Below are 19,883 nucleotides of genomic sequence, written 5' to 3'. Positions count from 1 at the left end.
GACAGGCCTCGCCGCTGATGGCGGACCTGCCTGCGATAGCCGAGAAGACCGCATGCGCCGGGATGGCCGGACGTCGAGCCCGCGGAGTCGATCGGCCGACCAGGGCACGGCGCGAAATCATCGGCCCGGGCGTTGCCGCGCGCGCAATGAACGGCGATACTCACGGACGCCGATTCTCCAGGGCTCGCGATCGCGCGGGCCGCCCTGCACGCGACGGCGCGTTTCAAACGCCGCCGGCCCATTCCGGCGCCGCCCGCGCGGCATCGACCGGGTAACAAAATAGAGGAACGCCAGATGGACGTAGTGGATGTATTGATCGTCGGTGCCGGACATGCCGGCGCCAATTGCGCGATGGAGCTGCGCAAGGCCGGTTTCGAAGGCAGCGTGATGCTGTTGTCCGACGAAACCGAGCTGCCTTACGAGCGTCCGCCGCTGACCAAGGACTATTTCACCGGCGATCGCGGTGGCGAGCAGATTCGCTTTCGCACCGCCGAGGCCTGGCTCGAGCGCGGCATCGAGGTGCGGCTCGCGCATCGCGTCGAGGCGATCGAGCCCGAGGCGCATCGCGTGCGCCTGGCCGATGGCGCCACGCTGCAATACGGCAAGCTGGTGTGGGCCGCTGGCGGCACGCCGCGCCGGCTCGCCTGCGAGGGCGCGACGCTGGCGGGCGTGCACGTGATCCGCGCCAAGCACGATATCGATGCACTGAAGGCCGACCTGGCCGGGCGCGAGCATGTGGTGATCGTCGGCGGCGGTTACGTCGGCCTGGAGGCGGCCGCCTCGCTGACCAAGCTCGGCGGCGTGCGCGTGACCGTGGTGGAAGCCCAGGACCGCCTGCTCGCGCGGGTGGCCGGCGAGCCGCTGTCGGCCTTCATCGAGGGCGAGCATCGCGCGCGCGGCGTGGAGATCGTCACGGGCGCGCAGGTCGCCGCGCTGAAGGGGCGGGACGGGCGCGTCAGCGCGGTCGAGCTGGCCGACGGCCGTTCGATCGCAGCCGACCTGGTGATCGCCGGCATCGGCATCGTGCCTACCGCGCAACGGCTGCTCGATGCGGGTGCGCAGGGCGGCAACGGCGTCGATGTCGACGAGCAGTGCCGCACCACGCTGCCCGACGTCTACGCGATCGGCGATTGCGCGCGTCGCGCGCATCCGCTGGTGGCCGGCGCCGCGCTACGCATCGAGAGCGTGCCGAGCGCGCTCGAACACGCGCAGATCGTGGCCGCCTCGATCACCGGCAAACCCTCGCCGAAACCGGGCGTGCCCTGGTTCTGGTCGACCCAGTACGACCTGCGCATCCAGATGGCCGGGATTCCCGACGGCTACGACGAGGTGGCGGTGCGTGGCGACCTGGCCGCGCGCTCGTTCCTGGTGCTCTATCTGCGCGGCGGCCGCCTGATCGCGCTCGACGCCGTGAACGCCACCAAGGACTACGTGCAGGGCCGTGCGCTGCTGGCCGCCGACGTCACGCTCACGCGCGAGCAGCTCGAGGATCTCTCGGTGCCGCTGCAGGCGCGCATGCCGGTGGCGAGCGCCTGAGCAGCACGCCGCCGCGCGGCGGCACGGTGCAAGGCCGTGCCGCCCTTCAAGAATCCTTTCAAGGCCGATGCGTTTCCAGCAGCAGGTTCAGGAACGCCTCGACGCTGCGCGTGACCGGCCGCGCCTCCTCGACGATCGCGCAGAACGACACCGAATAGGCCGGCGAATCGGGCAGCACCTCGAAGCGGTAGCGCGGCGCGAGCCGCGCCACCAGATGCTCGGGCAGCAGCCCGACGCAATGGCCGGTGGCCACCATCATCGCCACGGCCTCCAGGCCGACCACCTCCGGGCCCTGCGCGAAGCCCTGGCTCGACAGCGCGTCCTCCACGAACGGATGCGAGCGATAGACCAGCGGTAGCCGCCGCGTATCGCCGGCCGCGCGCAACTCGCCCGCCACGTCGGGCCGGTAGAACACGCGATGGGTTTCCTCGAACAGCGGATAGTGGCGAAACCCGGCCGCGCGCTTGTAGGCGCCGCGGATCGCGACCTGCACGCGGCGCTCGACCAGCGCGGCGCTGAGATCGCGATAGGTCATCACCGACAGCGAGGGGCGCACCAGCGGCGCGATCCGGTGCAACTCGGCCAGCGCCTGCGGCACGCGGCAGCCCTCGTGGCTCAGCACATGCTCCGACATCCCCAACTGCAGCGGCCCCGACAGCACGCCGCGCACCGCGTCCACCTCGGGCTTGATGCGCTCCAGCGCCTCCAGTGCTTCCGAGGCCACGCGCAGCGCCACCTCGCCGCCCTCGGTCAATTGAAAGCCGCCCGGCCCTCGCTCGCAGAGCTTGATGCCCAGGCGCGCCTCCACCTCGTTGATGTGCCGGCTGATTGAGGCCTTGGACATCGCCAGCACGCGCTCGGCCGCGGCGAAACCGCTAGCCTGCGCGGCCGCGCAGAACACGCGCAACGAGCGCAGGTCGCGCTCGTCGAGGTCCATTTTCTTCATCGATCGCGCCCCGCGAAAGTTTCGCTTTCCGAAACCATATCAATAAAAAAATGAATTTCCAAAACTATTTGGCGTGTCTACATTGGCCTTCAACCACCCCCCACCGCTACCAGGAAGCACCGCCATGAGACCGCTGAACCGACGTCAATTCCTTGCCCTGACGGGCAGCGCCACGCTCGCGCTGGCCGCGCCGTCGATCGCCTTCGCGGAGGGCGGCACGCTGGCCGACATCCGCAAGCGCGGCGTGCTGACGGTGGGCACCGAGGCGGCCTACGAACCTTTCGAATTCGTCGAGAACGGCAAGGTGACCGGCTACGGCCACGACATCCTCGAATACATGGCGGGCAAGCTCGGCGTGAAGCTGAACCAGATGAACCTGCCGTTCCAGGGCCTGCTGCCGGGCCTGATGACGCACAAGTTCGATTTCGTCGCCACCAGCGTGGGCATCAATCCGGAGCGCGCGCGCCGCTTCGCCTTCTCGCAGCCGGTGGGCGTGGTCGACACGGTGCTGGTGGCGCGCGCCGGCGACACGGCGGTCGGCAAGCCCGAGGACGCGGGCGGCAAGATCGTCGGCACCCAGATGGGCTCGTCCTCGCAGCCGATCGCGCAGGCCTTCGATACGCAGTTGAAGGCGAAGGGCGCCGGCTATGCCGACATCAAGCTGTTCCAGGCCTATCCGGACGTGATGGTGGCGCTGCAAAACAAGACGCTCGACATCGGCATCATGCCGTCGAACATCGTCGCGGTGCTGATGAAGAAGGAGCCGGGGCAGTTCCGCGTGGTCGGCAAGATCGGCGAGCCGAAGATGCTGGCCTGGGTCGCCAATCCGCAGGACAAGGAGATCCGCGACTTCATCAACGCCTCGCTGGGCGAGCTGGAGAAGAACGGGCAACTGGCCCAGCTGCAGAAGAAGTGGTTCGGCTACACCATGAACCTGCCGACCAGCGGCTACCTGCCCGAAGGCGCGGTCTGAGGCGCGCGCGATGGCATCGGCATCCTTCCTCGACGGCGCCATGCTCGGGCCGTTCCTGCACGACGTGGCGGCCGGCGCGGCCACCACGGTGATCGCGAGCGTGGCCGCGTTCGCGATCGGCATCGTGCTCGGCGCGCTGCTGCTGCTCGCGCGCCAGCACGGCGGACGCGTGGCGGCGGCCTGCGTGCTCGCCTACGTGAGCCTGATCCGCGGCGTGCCGGCGCTGATCCAGATGCTGGTCGCCTACTACGTGCTGCCCGCGCTGCTGGACATCACGCTCTCGCCCCTGCAGGCCGGGATCCTCGCGCTGGCGCTCAACACCGCCGCCTACATCTCGGAGATCCTGCGCGGCGCGCTGCATTCGCTGGGCCGCGGTCAGATCCCGGCGGCTCGCGCGCTCGGCATGTCCCCGGTGCAGGTGTGGCGCCACATCGTGTTCCCGCAGTTGTTCCTGCGCTCGATCCCGCCGCTGACCAGCGAGTTCACCATGCTGCTGAAGGCCTCCTCGCTGCTGTCGATCATCGCCGTGCACGACCTCGCGACGGTGGCGCGCGATGCCACCTTGCAGACCAACCAGCCGCTGCAGGTGTTCAGCGTGGCGGCGGCGGTCTACTTCGCGATCCTGTTCCTGGTCTCTTCCGCCTCGCGCGGGCTCGAACGCAGGCTGTCCCATGTCCATTGACGTTTCCATCGTCACCGCCTCGATCGGGCCGCTGCTCGAAGGGCTGAAGGTGACGGCCCAGGTCTGCGTGCTCGGCATTCCGCTGGGCATCGTGGCCGGCACGCTGGCCGCCTATTGCCGCGCGATGCCCTCGCGCCTGCTGCGCGCGCTCTCGCTCGCCTATGTCGAGATCGTGCGCAACGTGCCCTTCCTGATCCTGGTGTACCTGAGCTTCTTCGGCCTGCCGAAGCTCGGCTTGCGGGTACCCGCCTTCGCGATCGGCGTGGCCGCCACCGCCTTCTATACCGGCGGCTACTTCTGCGAGATCCTGCGCGCCGCGCTGGCGAGCCTGTCGCACGGGCAGGTGCAGGCCGCGCGCTCGCTGGGGCTGAACGCCTTCCAGGTGCAGCGCCACGTGGTGCTGCCGCAGATCTTCGGCTTCCTCGCGCCGGCCACCACCAGCCTGACCATCATGATGTTCAAGGACAGTTCGATCTTCTCGGTGATGAGCCTGGCCGAGATGACCTACCAGAGCAACCTGCTGACGGCCGATACCTTCGCCTACGTCGAGGTGCTCGGCACCACGGCGCTGATCTACTGGTCGTGCAGCGTGCTGCTCGACATCGCCGGGCAGTGGGCCGAGCGCGCCGCGACGCGCTACCGCCACGCCTGATTCCATTCCCGACGAAGCGCTCATCGCATCATCCACATAAAGAGGAATACTGAAAATGACGCAAGCCCTGACGGTCGCGCCGCGCACCGGCCACAAGACCCTGCTGTACTCGGAACTGGCACTCGACCTGGACCATCTGGAGGCCGACATCGCCGTGCTCGGCATGCCTTATGGCGCGGCCTATTCGGCCTCCGACTTCACCAACGACCAGACCAACGCGCCGGCCGCGATCCGCCAGGCCACCGACCGCGTGGTGCGCTCGCCCGGCCATTACGACTTCGATATCGACGGCCCGCTGCTGCAGGAGCGCGACGACATCCGCTTCGTCGACTGCGGCGACGTGATCGCCGACCTGGCCGCGCCGGGCAGCCACTACCAGCGCGTCGAGGCCGCGGTGCGCAAGATCCTCGCGGCCGGCGCGCTGCCGATCGTGATGGGCGGCGACCACGGCATCACCACGCCGGTGCTGCGCGCCTTCGATACGCTGGGGCCGATCACCCTGGTGCATGTCGATGCGCACCTGGACTGGCGTGACGAGGTAAACGGCGTGCGCGAGGGCCTGTCGAGCCCGATCCGCCGCGCCTCGGAGATGAAGCACGTGGCGAAGATCGTGCAGATCGGCCTGCGCGCGCAGGGCAGCGCGCGCCCCGAGGAACTGCGCGCGGCACAGGCCTACGGCTCGGAGCTGGTGAGCGCCTACGAGCTGCACGACGTCGGCATGGATGCCGTGCTGGCGCGCATTCCCGACAACGGCAACTACTACCTGACGATCGACGCCGACGGGCTCGACCCTTCGGTGATGCCGGCCGTGGCCGGCCCGGCGCCGGGCGGCGTGACCTTCCTGCAGGCGCGCAAGCTGATCCACGGCCTGGTGAAGAAGGGCCGCGTGGTCGGCATGGACATCGTCGAGATCCAGCCCGAGAAGGACGTCAACCAGATCTCCTGCATCACCGCCGGCCGCCTGATCCTGAACCTGATCGGCAGCGCGATCCGCGCCGGTTATTTCGACGGCAAGCGCTAAGCGCGAGGGAGACTTCGATGATCGAGATCCGGCAGCTCGGCAAGCACTATGGCGCGTTCCAGGTGCTCGATGCCTGCACCGCCAGCGTCGCCAAGGGCGAGGTGGTGGTGGTCTGCGGGCCGTCGGGCTCGGGCAAGAGCACGCTGATCAAGTGCGTGAACGGGCTGGAGCCGTTCCAGTCCGGGTAGGTGGTGGTCGACGGCATCAGCGTGGGCGCGGCCGGCACGCGCCTGTCGGCGCTGCGCGCGCGCATCGGCATGGTGTTCCAGCACTTCGAGCTGTTCCCGCACATGAGCGTGCTCGACAACATCGTGCTCGCCCGGCGCAAGGTGCTGGGCCGGCGCCGCGACGAAGCCGAGGCGCGCGCGCTCGCGCTGCTCGATCGCGTCGGCTTGCGCGCGCAGGCCGGCAAGTATCCGGCGGCGCTGTCGGGCGGCCAGCAGCAGCGCGTGGCGATCGTGCGCGCGCTGGCGATGGACCCGGCCGCGATGCTGTTCGACGAGCCGACCTCGGCGCTCGACCCCGAGATGGTCAACGAAGTGCTCGAAGTGATGACCGACCTGGCCCGCGAGGGCATGACGATGATGGTGGTCACGCACGAGATGGGCTTCGCGCGGCGCGTGGCCGATCGCGTGATCTTCATGGAGCGCGGCGCGATCGTCGAGGATGCCGCCGCCGACGCTTTCTTCGAGGCGCCGCGCTCGGAGCGCGCGCGCCTGTTCCTGTCCCGCATCCTCACGCACTGAGCCTCACGCATTGCGGCGGCCTCGCCGCTTTTCCCAACCCAGCCACCGCCTGATTCCCCCATGGAACATATCCGCATCCGCCCGTTCAACACCAAGCACACCTATCCCGAGCAGTCGCTCGACAACGACCTCGCGCAAGGCGTGGTGGCCGGCAAGATGGTTTTCCTGCGCGGCCAGATCGGCCAGGATCTCGACACTTCGCAATCGGTCGGCATCGGCGACGCCGCGGCCCAGGCCGAGCGCGCGATGGCGAACGTCCAGATGCTGCTGGAGGAAGCCGGCAGCAAGCTCGAGGACATCTGCAAGATCACCGTCTACCTGACCGACGTGCGCTATCGCGAGGCCGTCTATCGCGTGATCGGGCGCTGGCTGAAGGGCGTGCACGCGGTCTCGACGGGACTGACCGTGACGGCCCTGGCCCGCCCGGAATGGCTGGTCGAGATCGACGTGATCGCCGTCAAGCCATGAGCGCGCCGCGCGATCCGGTCGAGCTGCTGGCGCGGCTGGTGGCGTTCCGCTCGATCAGCCGCCAGCCCAACCTCGACCTGATCGGCTTCGTGGCCGACTACCTGCGCGGATACGGCGTTGAATCGCGGCTGGTGCCGCATGCCGACGGCACGCGCGCCAATCTCTACGCCACCATCGGCCCGCGCGATCGCGGCGGCCTGTGCCTGTCCGGCCATGCCGACGTGGTGCCGGTGGCGGGCCAGCCCTGGAGCAGCGATCCGTTCGAGCTGGTGGAGCGCGACGGCCGCCTGTATGGGCGCGGCAGCTCGGACATGAAGGGCTTCCTGGCCTGCGTGCTGGCTGCCGTGCCGGCCTTCGTCGCCGAGCCGCTGGCGGTGCCGATCCATCTCGCGATCAGCTACGACGAGGAGATCGGCTGCGTGGGCGTGCGCGACCTGCTCGACGAGCTGGCGCGCGATGCGGCGCGGCCGCTGGGCTGCATCATCGGCGAGCCCACCGGCATGCGGCTCGGCTCGGCGCACAAGGGCAAGCGCGCGTATCGCTGCTGCGTGCGCGGGTTGGCGGCGCATTCGGCGCAGCCGCAGCTCGGCGTCAATGCGATCGAGTACGCGGCCGAGCTGGTCACGGCGCTGCGCGGCAGCGCCCGCGCGCTGGAGACGGAAGGCGCGCGCGACGCGCGCTTCGATCCACCCTGGAGCACCGTGCAGACCGGCACCATAGAGGGCGGCGTGGCCGTCAACGTGGTGCCCGACCGTTGCGCGTTCGACTTCGAGATTCGTGAATTGCCGGGGCGCGACGGCGAGCGCGTGATCGAGGCGCTCACGGCCCTCGCGCGCGATACGCTGCTGCCGGAGATGCGGCGCGTGGCGCCCGAGGCGGCCATCGAGCTGGAGCCCTTGTCCGCCTATCCCGGCCTGCGCGACGATGCCGGCTCGCTCGAGCTGAAATCGCTGTGCGCCGGCTGGCTCGGCGACGAGCGCGAGACCACGCTGTCGTTCGGCACCGAGGGCGGGCTGTTCCAGTCGATCGGGATTCCGGCGGTGGTTTGCGGCCCGGGCTCGATCACGCGCGCGCATCGCGCCGACGAATACGTGCGCCGCGACGAGCTGGCGGCCTGCATGAGCTTCCTGGCGCGCTTCACCGAGCACTGCCGCGCGCCCGGCTGAGGCGAGCCGCGCGGTGGCCCGCCCGACGCGACTCTCCGCTCAGTGGCTGCCGCGCGTGCCGGCGACGGCGGGCTGGCTCTCCAGCTTGCCGAACACGAAGGTCGACAGCACCGTGATCGCGCCGACCAGCAGGAAACTCATCTGGATGCCGAACAAGGTCGAGCTGCCGTGCGCGCTCAGCAGGCTGGCGAAGCCGCCGCCGATCGACACGCCCAGGCCGGTGGCGAGCATCTGCACCATCGAGAACAGGCTGTTGCCGCTGCTCGCGTCGCGGTGGGACAGATCCTTGAGGGTGACGCTGTTCATCGCCGCGAACTGCATCGAGGTGGCGCCGCCGAACGAGGCCATCAGCGCGAGGTCGAGCAGCAGCGGCGTGTGCGGCGAGAGCGTGGCGAAGCCGAGGATCGAGATGCCCACCACCAGCGTGTTGACCTTCAGGAAGGGCACGTAGCCGTAGCGCCTGACCAGCGGCGCGATCATGCGCTTGGTGATCACGCCGGCGACGGCGGCCGGCAGCATCACCAGCCCCGCGTGCAGCGGCGAGTAGCCGAAGCCGAGCTGCATCTGCAGCGGCAGCAGGAAGGGCACCGCGCTGCTGCCGATCCGGCACACCAGGTTGCCGATCAGGCCGACGCTGAAGCGGCGCTCGAACAGGCCGAGCCGGAACAGCGGCTGTTCGCGGCGGCGCGCGTGCGCGACATAGGCCAGCACCGCGAGCGCCGAACCGAGCGCGGCCAGCACGATCCAGCCCACGTGCGAGGCGGCGCCCGGCATGTCGAGCGCCAGCGAGCTGCCGAGCATCGCCAGCGACAGCAGGGTGCAGCCGATCAGGTCGAAGGGCTGCCGCTGGTCGAGCCGGTCGGCGGGCAGGTGGCGCTGCACCGCGAGCAGGCCGACCGTCGCGATCGGCACGTTGACGAAGAAGATCCAGCGCCACGACAGCGCCTGCGCGAACCAGCCGCCGAGCGTGGGGCCGACGATCGGCCCGACCTGGCCGGCGATCGAGATGAAGGCCAGCGCGCCCACGTAGGCTTCACCGGGCACGCTGCGCAGCACCGCGAGCCGGCCGATCGGCAGCAGCATCGAGCCGCCCACGCCCTGCACCACGCGCGCCACCACCAGTTGCGTCGAGGTATGCGAGCCGGCGCAGGCCAGCGAGCCGATCGCGAACACCAGGATCGCCGCGAAATAGACCGAGCGCGTGCCGTAGCGGTCGGCCAGCCAGCCCGAGGCGGGCGTGAGCATCGCCATGGTGAGCGTGTAGGCCACCACGATCGAGCGCATCGACAGCGTGTCCTCGCCAAAGGCATGCGCGATCGAGGGCAGGGCGGTATTGACGATGGTGGTGTCGAGCGCCTGCATGAAGAAACCACCGGCCACGATCCACAGCAGGGCCGATTGGGAAACGGAACGCGTCATGTCGGGGGAGCGGGAGTCGATAAGGAAAACGAGAGCGCGGCGGATCCGTGCGCCGGGCCCCGGCGCTTGCGCCGAGGCTTGCAGTTTGCCAGAGCAAGCTTACGGAGACGCGACAGCCCCGCGCCGCGGTCTTTGCGGTCCCCCGGCGGTGCTATCGAATGCGTTCGGCGCCCGTCATTTCGCCGGGCAGCGGGCGGTGGCGCCGACCACGTTGTCATTGCGCGGATCGGGATCGCCGCCGACAGTCACCACCGACAGCACGCCGACGGCGTTGCGATAGGTGTAGCTGCAATAACCCACGCCGGTGCCCGAACAGTCGTTCACCTCGATCACGCCTTGCCTGGCGAGATCGGCCGCCACGTCGTAGAGCGGGTCGCCGCGCTTCGCGCGCACCGGCTTCCAGCCCTGTGCGATGAGGATCTTGCGCGCCTCGGCGATCGACTTGCCGAACACGTTGGGCACGCTCGCGCGGCCTTGGCAGAACGATCGCGAGGCGGCCACCGCGGTCAGGCGCAGCCCCTCGTCCTGTTGATGCAATTCGGCGACCGGGCCGCCGACGCCTTGCCCCTCGCCGACCAGTAGCCCGCCCGTCTCGAGCGGCTCGAGCCTGCCGAGCTGCCAGTCGGCCTTGCGCGCGGTATAGGCGAGGGCGATCAGGCGCGTGCCGTCGAAGATGCCGATGTTGGCGTTGCGCGGCGTGCAGATCGCGCTGGTGCCGGGCTCGAAGCCGCTCGCGAACGACACCGTGCGATAACGGCCGAGCGGTGCCTCGGACATCACGAACCAGCCGAGCTTCTCGACCTCGCGGCCGGCGGCCGACAGCGCATCGGCAGGCTCGCGGTAATGCGCGCAGAACTCGGCCGGCGCGCCGTGCTCGGGCGAGGGCGGCAGCGCCGCGAGCGGCACCAGCGAGGCGCCGGTCACCTCGGAAGCGGTGCTCGGCGTTTGAGCCATTGCCGCTGGCGTCATCGCCGACAAGATGGATGCGCACGCAAGCATGATGGCCGCCAGGCCACGACGGGATGCGCGCGCGAATGTCGGCGCCATGAAGGTTGCCTGAGGGGCATGCAGCATGTTGCGGGTCTCCGGGAAAGGACGATTTTGGCGCCCGCGGCCGGCCACGGGCGAGGCCATGATGCCCCGAAACGGGGCAGGGTTCACACCGACAAAGTTCCTGGCGAATTTCCGATGAGACGGACAGTAACCAATTGTGGACGGCGAGGCACTCGTTTTTCCGGCGGGAGAACTTAGGATTCGTCTTCACGAACAGCCGGAAAGACACGGCTCGCGCTGGAATCTCATAAATTTATCGTCGCCCCCGATGGCGGCGAATCGCGTGGAATCCCTTGGGGGATCGTCTGTCGATGGCTCACCCAATCCGGCACGGAAGGCCGGCGCTCGCGAGCCGAATCATCATGAGAACCAGGCTGGCGGGCGAGACGTTCCGGCATAGAGAGAAACCGCGGGCCGCATGCCTGCCGAAGTTGAAACGTTTGGCTCACGCGCCGCGAGGCGCGTGAGCGCTTCACCGCCCTTGGGGGCGGGCGTCGGAAACCGGCAGTCGATGCGATTCGATTCGAGCCGGGGGAATCATGAAGTGCCGTCTGTTGGTGCCGTCGCTGTCCTTGCTGTTGCTGGCTGCCTGCGCGCAGCTCCAGCCCAGCGACATGGTCCGTATCTGCGACGGCCAGGGCTGTTCCGATCGACCGAAGAACCAGGTCACCACGGAATTCAAGGACGGCGTGAACGATCGCGAGGACCCTCGCATCGCGGCGCTCAAGGAGAGCGCCAAGGCGCAGCCGAAGGCCGCCTACGATCTCGGTCTGCGTTATTTCCGCGGCGACGGCGTGCGCCAGGACAGCTACCAGGCGCTCAACTGGATGCGCAGCGCCGCCGAGCGCGGCGACCTGCGCGCGCAGAAGGCGCTCGGCGTCTACTACCTGTTCGGCCTCGAGGAGATGGGCCCGGACCCGCGCGAAGCGGAAAAATGGCTGTCGATCGCGGCGGGCCGCGGCGACAAGGAATCGGAAAAGCTGCTGCAGCAGGCCCGCGAAGCGAAGAAGGCCGACGAGGAAGATTTCAAGTGGCGCACGCGCTGGCGTGACGTCTATTACGGCTATTGGAATTCGGGCTATCCGTACTACGGCACCTGGCAACAGACCACCTGGTACTGGTACTGACGAATTCCGAAGCATGGGGGGCCGCGACGGGGAGACCAATCCTTTCGCGAACCATGCCGGGGGGCTTATCTAGGTTCGCACCGACGTGTAAGCCGTACATCGTCTCACTTGATTCGACAACGATATGAAAACCTATCCCATCACCAGGATCGCGGCGGCCGCCGCCATCGTCTCCTCGCTCGCCGCCTGCGGCGGCATGGTGACGCCGGGCGGCCAGGACATCGGCGTGAGCGGCGCCGCCGGCGGCGCGGCCAGCGCGGGCGCCGACACCAAGCTCGAGCACTGCGCGCAGCCGCTCGGCACGATCGCCGTCGACGACGGCCGCAACGCGGACTGGTTCGGCCCGTTCGGCAGCGCCACCAAGGTCACCAGCATCGATCCGCTGCTGCGCCTGGCGGTCCAGCAATCGAACTGCTTCGTGATCACCTCGGTCGGCAACCAGAAGACCGACGCGCGCCTGCAGCGCATCACCGCGCTGCAGCGCAGCTCCGGCGAATACCGCGCCGGCTCGAAGCAGCAGAAGGGCCAACGCGTGGCGGCCGACTACTACATGGAGCCGACCATCGTGGTCAACGATTCGGCGATCGGCGGCATCGGCGGCGCGATCGGCGGGCTGATCGGCAACGGCGCGATCTCGGCGCTGGCCGGCAGCCTCAAGAGCAAGGCCTCGGTGGTCACGCTCACGCTGTTCGACGTGCGCTCGGCGGTGCAGATCGCGGCGGCCGAGGGCAGCTCGACGGCCACCAACTGGGGCACCGCGCTGGGCGGCTTCGGCGGTGGCGTGGGCGGCGCGCTCGGCGGTTTCTCGTCGACGCCGGAAGGCAAGGCCACCGTGGTCGCCTTCATCGACGCCTGGAACAAGATGGTGGTGGCACTGCGCAGCTACAAGGCGCAGGACGTCAGCGGCGGCCTGGGCCGCGGCGGTACGTTGAAGGTCAACTAAGCAAGCTGCTTCGACGCGGCGGCCGGCCGGCCGCCGCGCGGCCCGCGCCTTGTCAGGCGGGCCGCGCCCTTCGCGTCGTATTCCCTTTGATTCGCTTCCCGAGGTCGCCATGAAAAAAGCTGCCGCGCTGATCGCGCTCGCCTGTCTCGCCCTGACCGCCTGCGGCGGGGACGACGATGTCTCGTCCGCTTCGGCGGGTTCCTCCAGCTCCGCCGGCTCCTCGTCGGGCGGCGGCGGTTCGACCAGCGGCACCGGTGGCGGCACGAGTGGCACCAGCGGCGGAACCAGCGGCACCAGCGGAACCGGCAGCACGCTCACGCCGCGCTTCGAGGCGATCGCGACGGCCGCCGACGGCGCGAGCTTCCTCACGCTGGTCAATGGCGAGGGTGCGAAGGGCTTCCACTATCTCGGCGATTTGTCGTTCTCGGGCGACGGCACGATTCGCTCGGTCTTCGTCAACGATGGTGCGGGCGCGATCTATACCTACGAGCTGCAGACCGCGCAATCGGGCCAGACGGCCTTCCTCTCGCAGGCGAACGCGGAAGGCGCGCGCGGCTTCCGCTACGAGGGCGAGCTGGGATTCGGCAACCTCTATCGCAGCGACGGCACGTCGGCGACCTACAGCTACCAGCTCGCGCCGGCAGTCGGCAGCCCGGCCGACTTCGTGACGCAGGCCAACGGGCAGGGGCAATCGGGTTACTGGCAGGTCTCGCCGCTGTTCCTCGATTCGACCGAGGTGACGCTGTACATGAAGAACAATGCCTCGAACGCGACCTACACCTACGAGGCGGTGGCGCCGAGCGCGTCGGCCGCGGACTTCGTCACGCAGGCCAACAGCGAGGGCGCGCGCGGTTTCCGCGCCAAGGGCACGCAGGTGTTCGGCAGCGCCTCGGCCACGGTCTACGTGAAGGACCAGACGCAATCGCCGACCTTCACGTACCAGAGCGCGGCCGTGCAGACCACCAACAGCGGCTTCGTCACGCAGTCGAACACGCTGGGCGCGCAGGGCAATGCCTATTTCGGCGATCTCGCCTTCGGCACGGCGGTCAGTTCGTTCTACTTCAAGCCGGCGAACTGCACGGGCTTCCTCTGCACCACGCTCAATCCGCTGATCCAGAACTGAGCGCGCGAGCCGTCGCACGCAACGCAAAAAGCGCGGCCGTCCTTCGACGGCCGCGCTTTTTTTCGTGGCGTCCTGGCTTCATGGCCGCGCCGCGTCGGCCCGCCCCGCCTACAGCGACACGAAGGAGCGCATCCAGTCGCTGAAGTTGGTCGACGCAGCCGACTGTTCCGGCGAGGCATGCGCGTACTCGGATTCGCGGCGGAATTCGCGCGCGGCCACCTCGCTCGGCGTGCAGCCGAACTTCTCCTTGAACAGGCGGCTGAAGTGCTTCTCGTTGACGAAGCCGTGCCGCCACGCCACCTCGGAGATCCGCATGCGTTTCGCGGTCGGGTCGATCAGCAGGTTGCGCGCGCGATGCAGGCGCTTGTGCTGGATCAGCCGCGCCACGCCGCCGGTGGGCTCGAACAGCCGGTAGAGCTTCGAGCGCGAGATGCCCATCGCCTTGCAGATGCGGTCCGGGCTCAGGTCGGGCGAGAGCAGGTGCTGCTCGATGTAGTCGCGCACGCGGTTCACGAACATCGCGTCGAGCTCGGTCTCGGCCTGCTTGAGCGTGTCGAGCGTCGGCGCCAGGCAGGCCAGCAGCATGTTCTTGGTGGCCTGCACCGCATAGGGCATCTCGCCGGCCGAGACCACCGACATGTTCCGGCGCAGCGAGCGCAGGTAGTCGGCCAGCATCGAACCCATGCCGTGCGACAGCGAGCGACCGTGCAGCGCCGCCGCGCCCGCCGGCAGCAAGTCGCGCGGGATCACCATGCAGATCGTATCGCCGGTGCTGACCTTGAGGTCGAAGGGCGTCGCCAGGTCGAGCACGCACATGTCGCCGGGGCCGATCAGCACCGGGTCGCGGCCGGCTGAGCCGGACAGCGTCTCGCTGATCTGCAGTTGCAGGTAGTAGCCGTCGAGTCCGTCCGAGCGGATCCGCTGCGCGGAACGGCTCATCGCGTGCTCGACGCGGTGCTCGGGATGCAGCCACTGGCGGCCGCCGAACATGATCTGGTCGAGCAGCGTGAAATCGAACTGCGAATCGTAGGGGACATGCTCGTCCTCGAGCATGCCGATGTCGAATAGCGCACCGGTGTCGGCGCGCCAGGCGTCGAAACGCTCGCGCGCCGGCGCATAGGCTGTCGAGAACCGATAGCTCAAACCTTCGGAAGTCGTGCTCATCGTGATCTTGTTATCACCCGTTGCTTATTATCGAAATGCTGGCGCCGGATTTCACCCCCCCAAAGGGAAATCCGTCCGGTCCACGCGGTACTACCTCGCCGGAAAAATAGGGACGCCAATGCGGTCGGCCGGGATCGCGCGATTCACCTGGAATTGCGCCGGCTTATGGTTGTGTATCTGGTGTGTATCTTTTTGAATGGTACACAGTCGGCTTATCGGGCAGGTGAGATTTTTCTTATATCGACCGGGCCAAGGGGCCGGGAAGGTGGCGGGAAATGCCCGCCCAGCCTGCGCCTGGGCGGGGGATTCCGGGCTCAGACGAATGTGTCGTCGAATTCGGGCCGGAAATTGTGTGGCAAATGCGAACGAGTGCCGGTCAGGCAATCGCATTGTTTTTCAGGTGTTTTTCAATCGAATTGGCAAGTCGAATGCCGGACCGTCGTATCGCGACAACGATGATACCGATCGGTATCCATTTGACTCCGGATTTCGGATATTAATTGCGCTGCCCATTTAAGGTGGTGGATATCAAATCGAATCGCCGATTAAGGTGCCGCGCACGAGTGTCGATCGGCGTGTCGCGGTTTGGCGATTGAGAATACGGAATGACCGATTGCGCCTCACGCATGTCACGCCACGCGCCGAGGTAGGCGCCGACCGTGACGGCGGCCAGTTGCGCGTCGTGCAGCGCGAGCAGCGGCTCTAGCGCATCTCGCGCGGCCCGGTCGAGCCGGTAGGGCGCGCCGCGCGCGAAGCTGCGTTGCAGGGCGAGGTCGGCGCGCCGGCAGCAGGCGGCGAGCGAGGGCATCGAGGCGATGCCGCGCAGCGCCTGTGCGAGCCGGATCACGTTGGCCAGCACCCCGAGCGGCACCGGGTCGTGGCAGCGGTCGAGCAGCCTGGCGAGGGCGAGATGATGCCTGAGTTGCAGCGCGCGCCGCTCGTGTTCGGGCAGCGGGCCCTGGAGGGGAATGGGATGGCGCATGACGCGGTGCCGGTGCAAGGAAGGGCAGGCTCGCGGGCAGGGACGAGGTGGACGCGGGCGCGGCCGGCGCGGCACCGAGGTGCCGCTGGCCGCGCCCGCCTCGTTCAACCGCCGACGATGGCCCGGGTAGCGAAGAACAGCACCGAGGGCCCGAGCAGGCAGCCGACGCCGGTGTGGAAGGTCGAGATCAGCGCGCCGTAGGGCACCAGCCGCCGATCGGTGGCGGCCAGCCCGGCCGTCACGCCGCTCACGGTGCCGGCCAGGCCGCCGAAGATCATCGCCGAGCGCGGCGTGCGCAGGCCGAGGAAGCCGGCCGCGAGCGGCGTGCCGACCATCACGATGATGGCCTTGACCAGCCCGGTGGCGATGCTCAGCGCGATCACGTCCGAGCTCGCGCCGATCGCCGCGCCCGTCACCGGGCCGACGATGTAGGTGACGGCGCCCGCGCCGATGGTGGTCATGCTGACCGCGTCGGTATAACCGAAGGCACGCGCCACCAGCGCGCCGACGATGAAGGGCAGCACCGTGCCCAGCAGCAGCGAGACCACGCCGATCATGCCGGCGCGGCGCGCCTCGCTGGCCTGCACCTCGAAGGCGGTGGCGACGATCGCGAAGTCGCGCAGCATCGCGCCGCCCATCACGCCGATGCCGGCGAACAGCGGCACGTCGGCGATGCCCTTCTCGCCGTGGGTGAGCGTGCCGCCCACCCAGGCCAGCGCGAGGCCGATGAGGATCGCGAAGGCGGAGCCGTGCACGCGGCCGCGCGTGAGCGTCTTCGACAGCATCATCGAGATCCACATCACGATCCCGACCAGCGCGAAGGCGGCCACCAGGCCGTTGTGCGAAAGAACTTTCTCGAGCATGGCAAGCATCCCGGCCTCCGCTTATTGCTTGGCCGGCACGAGTGCCGAGTCGTCGTTGCCCAGGCGCGAGAGCACCGCGATGCAGCAGGCGCAGATCGCCACCGCGCCGAGCGCGGCCAGCAGCGCCACCGGGCCGCCCTTGAGCGCCGCCACCACGTTCTGGTTGGCCGCCATCGCCACCACCACCGGGATGTACATGGCGCCCCAGAAGGTCACGCCGGCCTCGGACTCCTTGGGCAGCCAGCCGCGCCGGTGCAGCCAGATGCGCAGCGCGATGAGCAGCAGCATCGCGATGCCGACGCCGCCGACATTGGTCTTGACGCCGATCGCGGCGCCCAGCAGGTCGCCGAGGAACAGGCCGGCGAGATGGCAGAACGCGAGCAGGGCGGTTCCGTAGATGATCATGCATGTCTCCTGTCTGATAGGAATCGGCGGCCGGGGCCGCCGCCCGGTGCCGGCGTCGATGCGCCGGCGTTCTCGGGGGATGTTGACCGGGTATCCGGTGTGGACAGTCTAGTCCGGCCGAAATCGCCCATTTATGAAGTTGTCCGGAGGATTCAGTGGGAACGGCAATGCCTGGCGCTCGAAAGCTTTCGGTTTGTCAGAAAGCATGGGCGATGCCGGCGGGATCCGCGGCGTCGACCGGTAGAATCCAGGGCTCCATTCCGCCGAGGCTCGCGGGCCCGGTATCCGGACAACAACGAGGCATACATGGATCTGCTGGCCGCAATGCGCGTCTTCGTGCGGGTCGTCGAACGCGGAAACCTGTCGCGCGCCGCGCGGGACCTGGGCCTGGGGCAGCCCGCCGTCAGCGACCGGATCGAGCGGCTCGAGCAGCACCTCGGCGTGCGCCTGCTGCTGCGCAGTACGCGCGCCGTCTCATGCACCGACGAGGGCTCGCTGTTCTACCAAAAGAGCAAGCTGGTGCTCGATGCCGCCGAGGAGGCGCGCGTCGCGGTCGCGCCCGGCGATCGGGCGGTGCGCGGCCGGATCCGCATCGCGGCGCCGCACGGGGTGGGCGATGCGCTGCTGCCGGGCGTGGTCGCGGTGATGCGCGAGCAGCATCCGCAGCTCCACGTCGAGATGGTCCTCAACGACGAACCGACCGACCCGGTGACCGAAGGCGTCGATCTCTCGCTGCGGCTGGGTCGTATCGGCGAGGGCAATTTCATCGCGCGACGGCTCGGCCATGTGCGCCGCGTGCTGGTGGCCTCGCCCGGCTACCTGGATGCGGCTGGCCGCCCGGAGGCGCCCGCCGACCTGGTCCGGCATCCATTCATCCGGGTCGCGGGGCTGTTCTCCGATGGCCAGTTGCGCTTCGCTGCCGTTTCGCCGCCCCCGGCCTCGCCTGCCGCGCCGATCAACATCGTGACCACGGTCAGCCACTGGGGCCCGGTCCATCAGTTGCTGCTGGCCGGTTGCGGCATCGGCGTGCTGCAGGAGATCGTCTGTGCCGAGGCGCTGGCGACGGGCAGGCTGGTCGAGTTGCTGCCCGGCCATACCGTGCCGGGTTTCGAGCTGCACGCGCTGCTGCCGGTGACGCGCCCGGTGCCGGCCAGGACGCAGGCGGTGCTCGAACTGCTCGAGGCGCACTTGCCCGACGCGGTGCGCCTGGCGAAGCCGCCGCCCGAGGCACGAGCCGCGCGGGACCGGGGCGTATCGATCGGGTTTACCGATGACTGATATCGGGGCGGCGGCGCTACTCCCCGGGTGCGGCGCCCGTTAAGTTAGGCGGCAACTCCACTTGCCGCGAGGCCGCCTCATGTCCCGACTCAATCTCAAGCTGCTGGGCCCCTGCCTGCTGGCGATCGCGATCGACGCCATGGGCTTCGGCCTGGTCTACCCGATCATGGCGGCGATCTTCTCCGATCCGCATTCGGGCATCATCGGCGCCGGCACCCGCGTCTCGCTGCGTAACTTCTACCTCGGGCTCGGCTACGGCGTCTATCCGTTCTTCATGTTCTTCGGCTCCTCGCTGATGGGCGAGCTGTCGGACGGCTACGGGCGCCGCAGGATCCTGCTGCTCTGCATCTTCGGCCTGGCGCTGAGCTACCTGCTGATGGCGCTCGGCGCGCTGCTGCCGAGCATCGCGCTGCTGCTGGTCGGGCGCGGCCTGAGCGGGCTGATGGCGGGCTGCCAGGGCATCGCGCAGGCGGCCATCACCGACGTCAGCACGCCGGAAACCAAGGCCTGGAACATGAGCATCATGTCGATGGCCTTTAGTGCCGGCGTGATCGTCGGCCCGGTGCTGGGCGGCATCACCTCGGACCGCACGATTCTGCCGATCTTCAACTACGGCACGCCGTTCCTGCTGGTTGCCGCGCTGTCGGTGTTCTGCGGCCTGTGGACCTTCTGGACCTATCGCGACGCGAGCCCGCCCAAGGGCAAGATCCACGTCGACATCCTGCTGCCGATGCGCATCATCCACGAGGCCGGCCGCCATCATCGCGTCGCCTTCCTGTCGATCGTGTTCTTCCTGATGCAGGTCGGCTACGGCCTCTACCTGCAGACCATCATGCTGGTGCTGCAGACCCGCTTCGGCTACACCAGCTCGCAGCTCGGTCTGTTCAGCGGCCTGATCGGCATCTGCTTCGTGTTCGGCCTGATGGTGATCGTGCGCCTGATGCTGAAGGTCTGGCGCGTGGTGGACATCGCCAAGCTCGGCCTGCTGATCGCCGGCATCGGCCAGGTGCTGTCGGCCCTGCTGCCGCACGAGGGCATGCTCTGGGGGCTCGGCATGGTGGTCGGCTGCTTCGACATGGTGGCCTACACCACCATGTACACCGCCTACTCGGACGCGGTGTCGGTCGAGCGGCAGGGCTGGGCGCTCGGCGTCGCGGGTTCCGTGATGGCGATCGCCTGGGTGGTGACGGGCTTCCTGACCAACCTGCTGCCGGTGGTCGGTGAGTTGGGACTGCTGATGATCGGCGGCCTGAGCTTCATCCTGAGTTTCCTGATGATGATGGCGTACGGCCGAAAGTGGTCGTCGGTGGCCGTCGGCGTCGGAGCACGGGCGTGA

19 protein-coding genes and 1 pseudogene are annotated in these 19,883 nt (G+C 68.6%); 13 read left to right on the top strand and 7 right to left on the bottom strand.

Going from position 1 to position 19,883, the window contains the following annotated elements:
- Window positions 1-294 precede the first annotated feature (294 nt).
- The gene (locus BM43_RS11160; RefSeq protein WP_036055543.1) at window positions 295-1,536 is read left to right on the top strand and encodes an NAD(P)/FAD-dependent oxidoreductase; all 1,242 of its coding nucleotides are present in this window, start codon (window positions 295-297) and stop codon (window positions 1,534-1,536) included.
- Between the two features lie 58 nt (window positions 1,537-1,594).
- On the opposite strand, the gene BM43_RS11155 is transcribed toward BM43_RS11160, so the two are convergent.
- Window positions 1,595-2,482, bottom strand: a complete 888-nt coding sequence (locus BM43_RS11155; protein ID WP_013691193.1) for a LysR family transcriptional regulator — start codon at window positions 2,480-2,482, stop codon at window positions 1,595-1,597.
- Between the two features lie 124 nt (window positions 2,483-2,606).
- Here BM43_RS11155 and BM43_RS11150 point away from each other — a divergent pair, with 124 nt between their 5' ends.
- The 7 genes and pseudogenes from BM43_RS11150 to argE all read left to right on the top strand — a co-directional run bounded on the left by BM43_RS11150 (window position 2,607) and on the right by argE (window position 8,190).
- Window positions 2,607-3,455: a transporter substrate-binding domain-containing protein gene (locus BM43_RS11150; protein WP_036055545.1), complete on the top strand. Its 849-nt coding sequence runs from the start codon at window positions 2,607-2,609 to the stop codon at window positions 3,453-3,455.
- 10 nt (window positions 3,456-3,465) lie between these two features.
- The gene (locus BM43_RS11145) at window positions 3,466-4,137 is read left to right on the top strand and encodes an amino acid ABC transporter permease (protein WP_036055546.1); all 672 of its coding nucleotides are present in this window, start codon (window positions 3,466-3,468) and stop codon (window positions 4,135-4,137) included.
- Window positions 4,127-4,789, top strand: a complete 663-nt coding sequence (locus tag BM43_RS11140) for an amino acid ABC transporter permease (RefSeq protein WP_013691190.1) — start codon at window positions 4,127-4,129, stop codon at window positions 4,787-4,789. The genes BM43_RS11145 and BM43_RS11140 overlap by 11 nt, the downstream gene beginning before the upstream one ends.
- A 55-nt stretch (window positions 4,790-4,844) precedes the next feature.
- Complete coding sequence (locus BM43_RS11135) at window positions 4,845-5,810, top strand: agmatinase (RefSeq protein ID WP_036055548.1); 966 nt, start codon at window positions 4,845-4,847, stop codon at window positions 5,808-5,810.
- Between the two features lie 17 nt (window positions 5,811-5,827).
- Window positions 5,828-6,556: pseudogene (locus tag BM43_RS11130) on the top strand (amino acid ABC transporter ATP-binding protein).
- 60 nt (window positions 6,557-6,616) lie between these two features.
- Complete coding sequence (locus BM43_RS11125; RefSeq protein WP_025100665.1) at window positions 6,617-7,024, top strand: RidA family protein; 408 nt, start codon at window positions 6,617-6,619, stop codon at window positions 7,022-7,024.
- Window positions 7,021-8,190 carry an acetylornithine deacetylase gene (gene argE, locus BM43_RS11120; protein WP_025100666.1) on the top strand — a complete coding sequence of 390 codons (1,170 nt, stop codon included), beginning with the start codon at window positions 7,021-7,023 and terminating at the stop codon, window positions 8,188-8,190. The genes BM43_RS11125 and argE overlap by 4 nt, the downstream gene beginning before the upstream one ends.
- A gap of 39 nt (window positions 8,191-8,229) precedes the next feature.
- On the opposite strand, the gene BM43_RS11115 is transcribed toward argE, so the two are convergent.
- Complete coding sequence (locus tag BM43_RS11115; RefSeq protein WP_036055549.1) at window positions 8,230-9,609, bottom strand: MFS transporter; 1,380 nt, start codon at window positions 9,607-9,609, stop codon at window positions 8,230-8,232.
- 174 nt (window positions 9,610-9,783) lie between these two features.
- On the bottom strand, window positions 9,784-10,656 hold the full coding sequence (locus BM43_RS11110; protein WP_036057146.1) for a PASTA domain-containing protein: 873 nt from the start codon (window positions 10,654-10,656) through the stop codon (window positions 9,784-9,786).
- A gap of 545 nt (window positions 10,657-11,201) precedes the next feature.
- On the opposite strand from BM43_RS11110, the gene BM43_RS11105 reads away from it, so the two are divergent.
- The 3 genes from BM43_RS11105 (at window position 11,202) to BM43_RS11095 (ending at window position 13,855) form a co-directional block, all read left to right on the top strand.
- Complete coding sequence (locus BM43_RS11105) at window positions 11,202-11,789, top strand: tetratricopeptide repeat protein (protein WP_036055550.1); 588 nt, start codon at window positions 11,202-11,204, stop codon at window positions 11,787-11,789.
- 124 nt (window positions 11,790-11,913) lie between these two features.
- Window positions 11,914-12,732, top strand: coding sequence for a hypothetical protein (locus BM43_RS11100; RefSeq protein WP_036055551.1), 819 nt, complete (start codon window positions 11,914-11,916; stop codon window positions 12,730-12,732).
- Between the two features lie 109 nt (window positions 12,733-12,841).
- The gene (locus BM43_RS11095) at window positions 12,842-13,855 is read left to right on the top strand and encodes a hypothetical protein (protein WP_036055552.1); all 1,014 of its coding nucleotides are present in this window, start codon (window positions 12,842-12,844) and stop codon (window positions 13,853-13,855) included.
- 108 nt (window positions 13,856-13,963) lie between these two features.
- On the opposite strand, the gene BM43_RS11090 is transcribed toward BM43_RS11095, so the two are convergent.
- The 4 genes from BM43_RS11090 to madL all read right to left on the bottom strand — a co-directional run bounded on the left by BM43_RS11090 (window position 13,964) and on the right by madL (window position 17,269).
- Window positions 13,964-15,019, bottom strand: a complete 1,056-nt coding sequence (locus BM43_RS11090; RefSeq protein WP_013691180.1) for a helix-turn-helix domain-containing protein — start codon at window positions 15,017-15,019, stop codon at window positions 13,964-13,966.
- Between the two features lie 496 nt (window positions 15,020-15,515).
- Window positions 15,516-16,001 carry a hypothetical protein gene (locus tag BM43_RS11085; protein ID WP_036055553.1) on the bottom strand — a complete coding sequence of 162 codons (486 nt, stop codon included), beginning with the start codon at window positions 15,999-16,001 and terminating at the stop codon, window positions 15,516-15,518.
- 104 nt (window positions 16,002-16,105) lie between these two features.
- Entirely contained in the window at window positions 16,106-16,873 is a 768-nt protein-coding gene (gene madM / locus BM43_RS11080) for a malonate transporter subunit MadM (RefSeq protein WP_013691178.1), read from the bottom strand.
- A 12-nt stretch (window positions 16,874-16,885) separates the two neighbouring features.
- Complete coding sequence (gene madL / locus BM43_RS11075; RefSeq protein WP_013691177.1) at window positions 16,886-17,269, bottom strand: malonate transporter subunit MadL; 384 nt, start codon at window positions 17,267-17,269, stop codon at window positions 16,886-16,888.
- 306 nt (window positions 17,270-17,575) lie between these two features.
- Here madL and BM43_RS11070 point away from each other — a divergent pair, with 306 nt between their 5' ends.
- Complete coding sequence (locus BM43_RS11070) at window positions 17,576-18,547, top strand: LysR family transcriptional regulator (RefSeq protein ID WP_036055554.1); 972 nt, start codon at window positions 17,576-17,578, stop codon at window positions 18,545-18,547.
- Between the two features lie 79 nt (window positions 18,548-18,626).
- A complete protein-coding gene (locus BM43_RS11065; RefSeq protein ID WP_036055555.1) occupies window positions 18,627-19,883 on the top strand; it encodes an MFS transporter in 1,257 nt (418 codons plus the stop codon).

The organism is Burkholderia gladioli (genome assembly GCF_000959725.1).
GTDB classification, from domain to species: domain Bacteria; phylum Pseudomonadota; class Gammaproteobacteria; order Burkholderiales; family Burkholderiaceae; genus Burkholderia; species Burkholderia gladioli.
Note: the sequence above shows the minus strand (reverse complement) of the source record. Positions and strands in the feature narration are given on the sequence as shown.

Excerpts from the sequence above, each read along its gene's own strand:
- BM43_RS11160 (WP_036055543.1), top strand. The coding sequence starts at position 295 with ATGGACGTAGTGGATGTATTGATCGTCGGTGCCGGACATGCCGGCGCC.
- BM43_RS11155 (WP_013691193.1), bottom strand. The coding sequence starts at position 2,482 with ATGAAGAAAATGGACCTCGACGAGCGCGACCTGCGCTCGTTGCGCGTG.
- BM43_RS11150 (WP_036055545.1), top strand. The coding sequence starts at position 2,607 with ATGAGACCGCTGAACCGACGTCAATTCCTTGCCCTGACGGGCAGCGCC.
- BM43_RS11145 (WP_036055546.1), top strand. The coding sequence starts at position 3,466 with ATGGCATCGGCATCCTTCCTCGACGGCGCCATGCTCGGGCCGTTCCTG.
- BM43_RS11140 (WP_013691190.1), top strand. The coding sequence starts at position 4,127 with ATGTCCATTGACGTTTCCATCGTCACCGCCTCGATCGGGCCGCTGCTC.
- BM43_RS11135 (WP_036055548.1), top strand. The coding sequence starts at position 4,845 with ATGACGCAAGCCCTGACGGTCGCGCCGCGCACCGGCCACAAGACCCTG.
- BM43_RS11125 (WP_025100665.1), top strand. The coding sequence starts at position 6,617 with ATGGAACATATCCGCATCCGCCCGTTCAACACCAAGCACACCTATCCC.
- argE (WP_025100666.1), top strand. The coding sequence starts at position 7,021 with ATGAGCGCGCCGCGCGATCCGGTCGAGCTGCTGGCGCGGCTGGTGGCG.
- BM43_RS11115 (WP_036055549.1), bottom strand. The coding sequence starts at position 9,609 with ATGACGCGTTCCGTTTCCCAATCGGCCCTGCTGTGGATCGTGGCCGGT.
- BM43_RS11110 (WP_036057146.1), bottom strand. The coding sequence starts at position 10,656 with ATGGCGCCGACATTCGCGCGCGCATCCCGTCGTGGCCTGGCGGCCATC.
- BM43_RS11105 (WP_036055550.1), top strand. The coding sequence starts at position 11,202 with ATGAAGTGCCGTCTGTTGGTGCCGTCGCTGTCCTTGCTGTTGCTGGCT.
- BM43_RS11100 (WP_036055551.1), top strand. The coding sequence starts at position 11,914 with ATGAAAACCTATCCCATCACCAGGATCGCGGCGGCCGCCGCCATCGTC.
- BM43_RS11095 (WP_036055552.1), top strand. The coding sequence starts at position 12,842 with ATGAAAAAAGCTGCCGCGCTGATCGCGCTCGCCTGTCTCGCCCTGACC.
- BM43_RS11090 (WP_013691180.1), bottom strand. The coding sequence starts at position 15,019 with ATGAGCACGACTTCCGAAGGTTTGAGCTATCGGTTCTCGACAGCCTAT.
- BM43_RS11085 (WP_036055553.1), bottom strand. The coding sequence starts at position 16,001 with ATGCGCCATCCCATTCCCCTCCAGGGCCCGCTGCCCGAACACGAGCGG.
- madM (WP_013691178.1), bottom strand. The coding sequence starts at position 16,873 with ATGCTTGCCATGCTCGAGAAAGTTCTTTCGCACAACGGCCTGGTGGCC.
- madL (WP_013691177.1), bottom strand. The coding sequence starts at position 17,269 with ATGATCATCTACGGAACCGCCCTGCTCGCGTTCTGCCATCTCGCCGGC.
- BM43_RS11070 (WP_036055554.1), top strand. The coding sequence starts at position 17,576 with ATGGATCTGCTGGCCGCAATGCGCGTCTTCGTGCGGGTCGTCGAACGC.
- BM43_RS11065 (WP_036055555.1), top strand. The coding sequence starts at position 18,627 with ATGTCCCGACTCAATCTCAAGCTGCTGGGCCCCTGCCTGCTGGCGATC.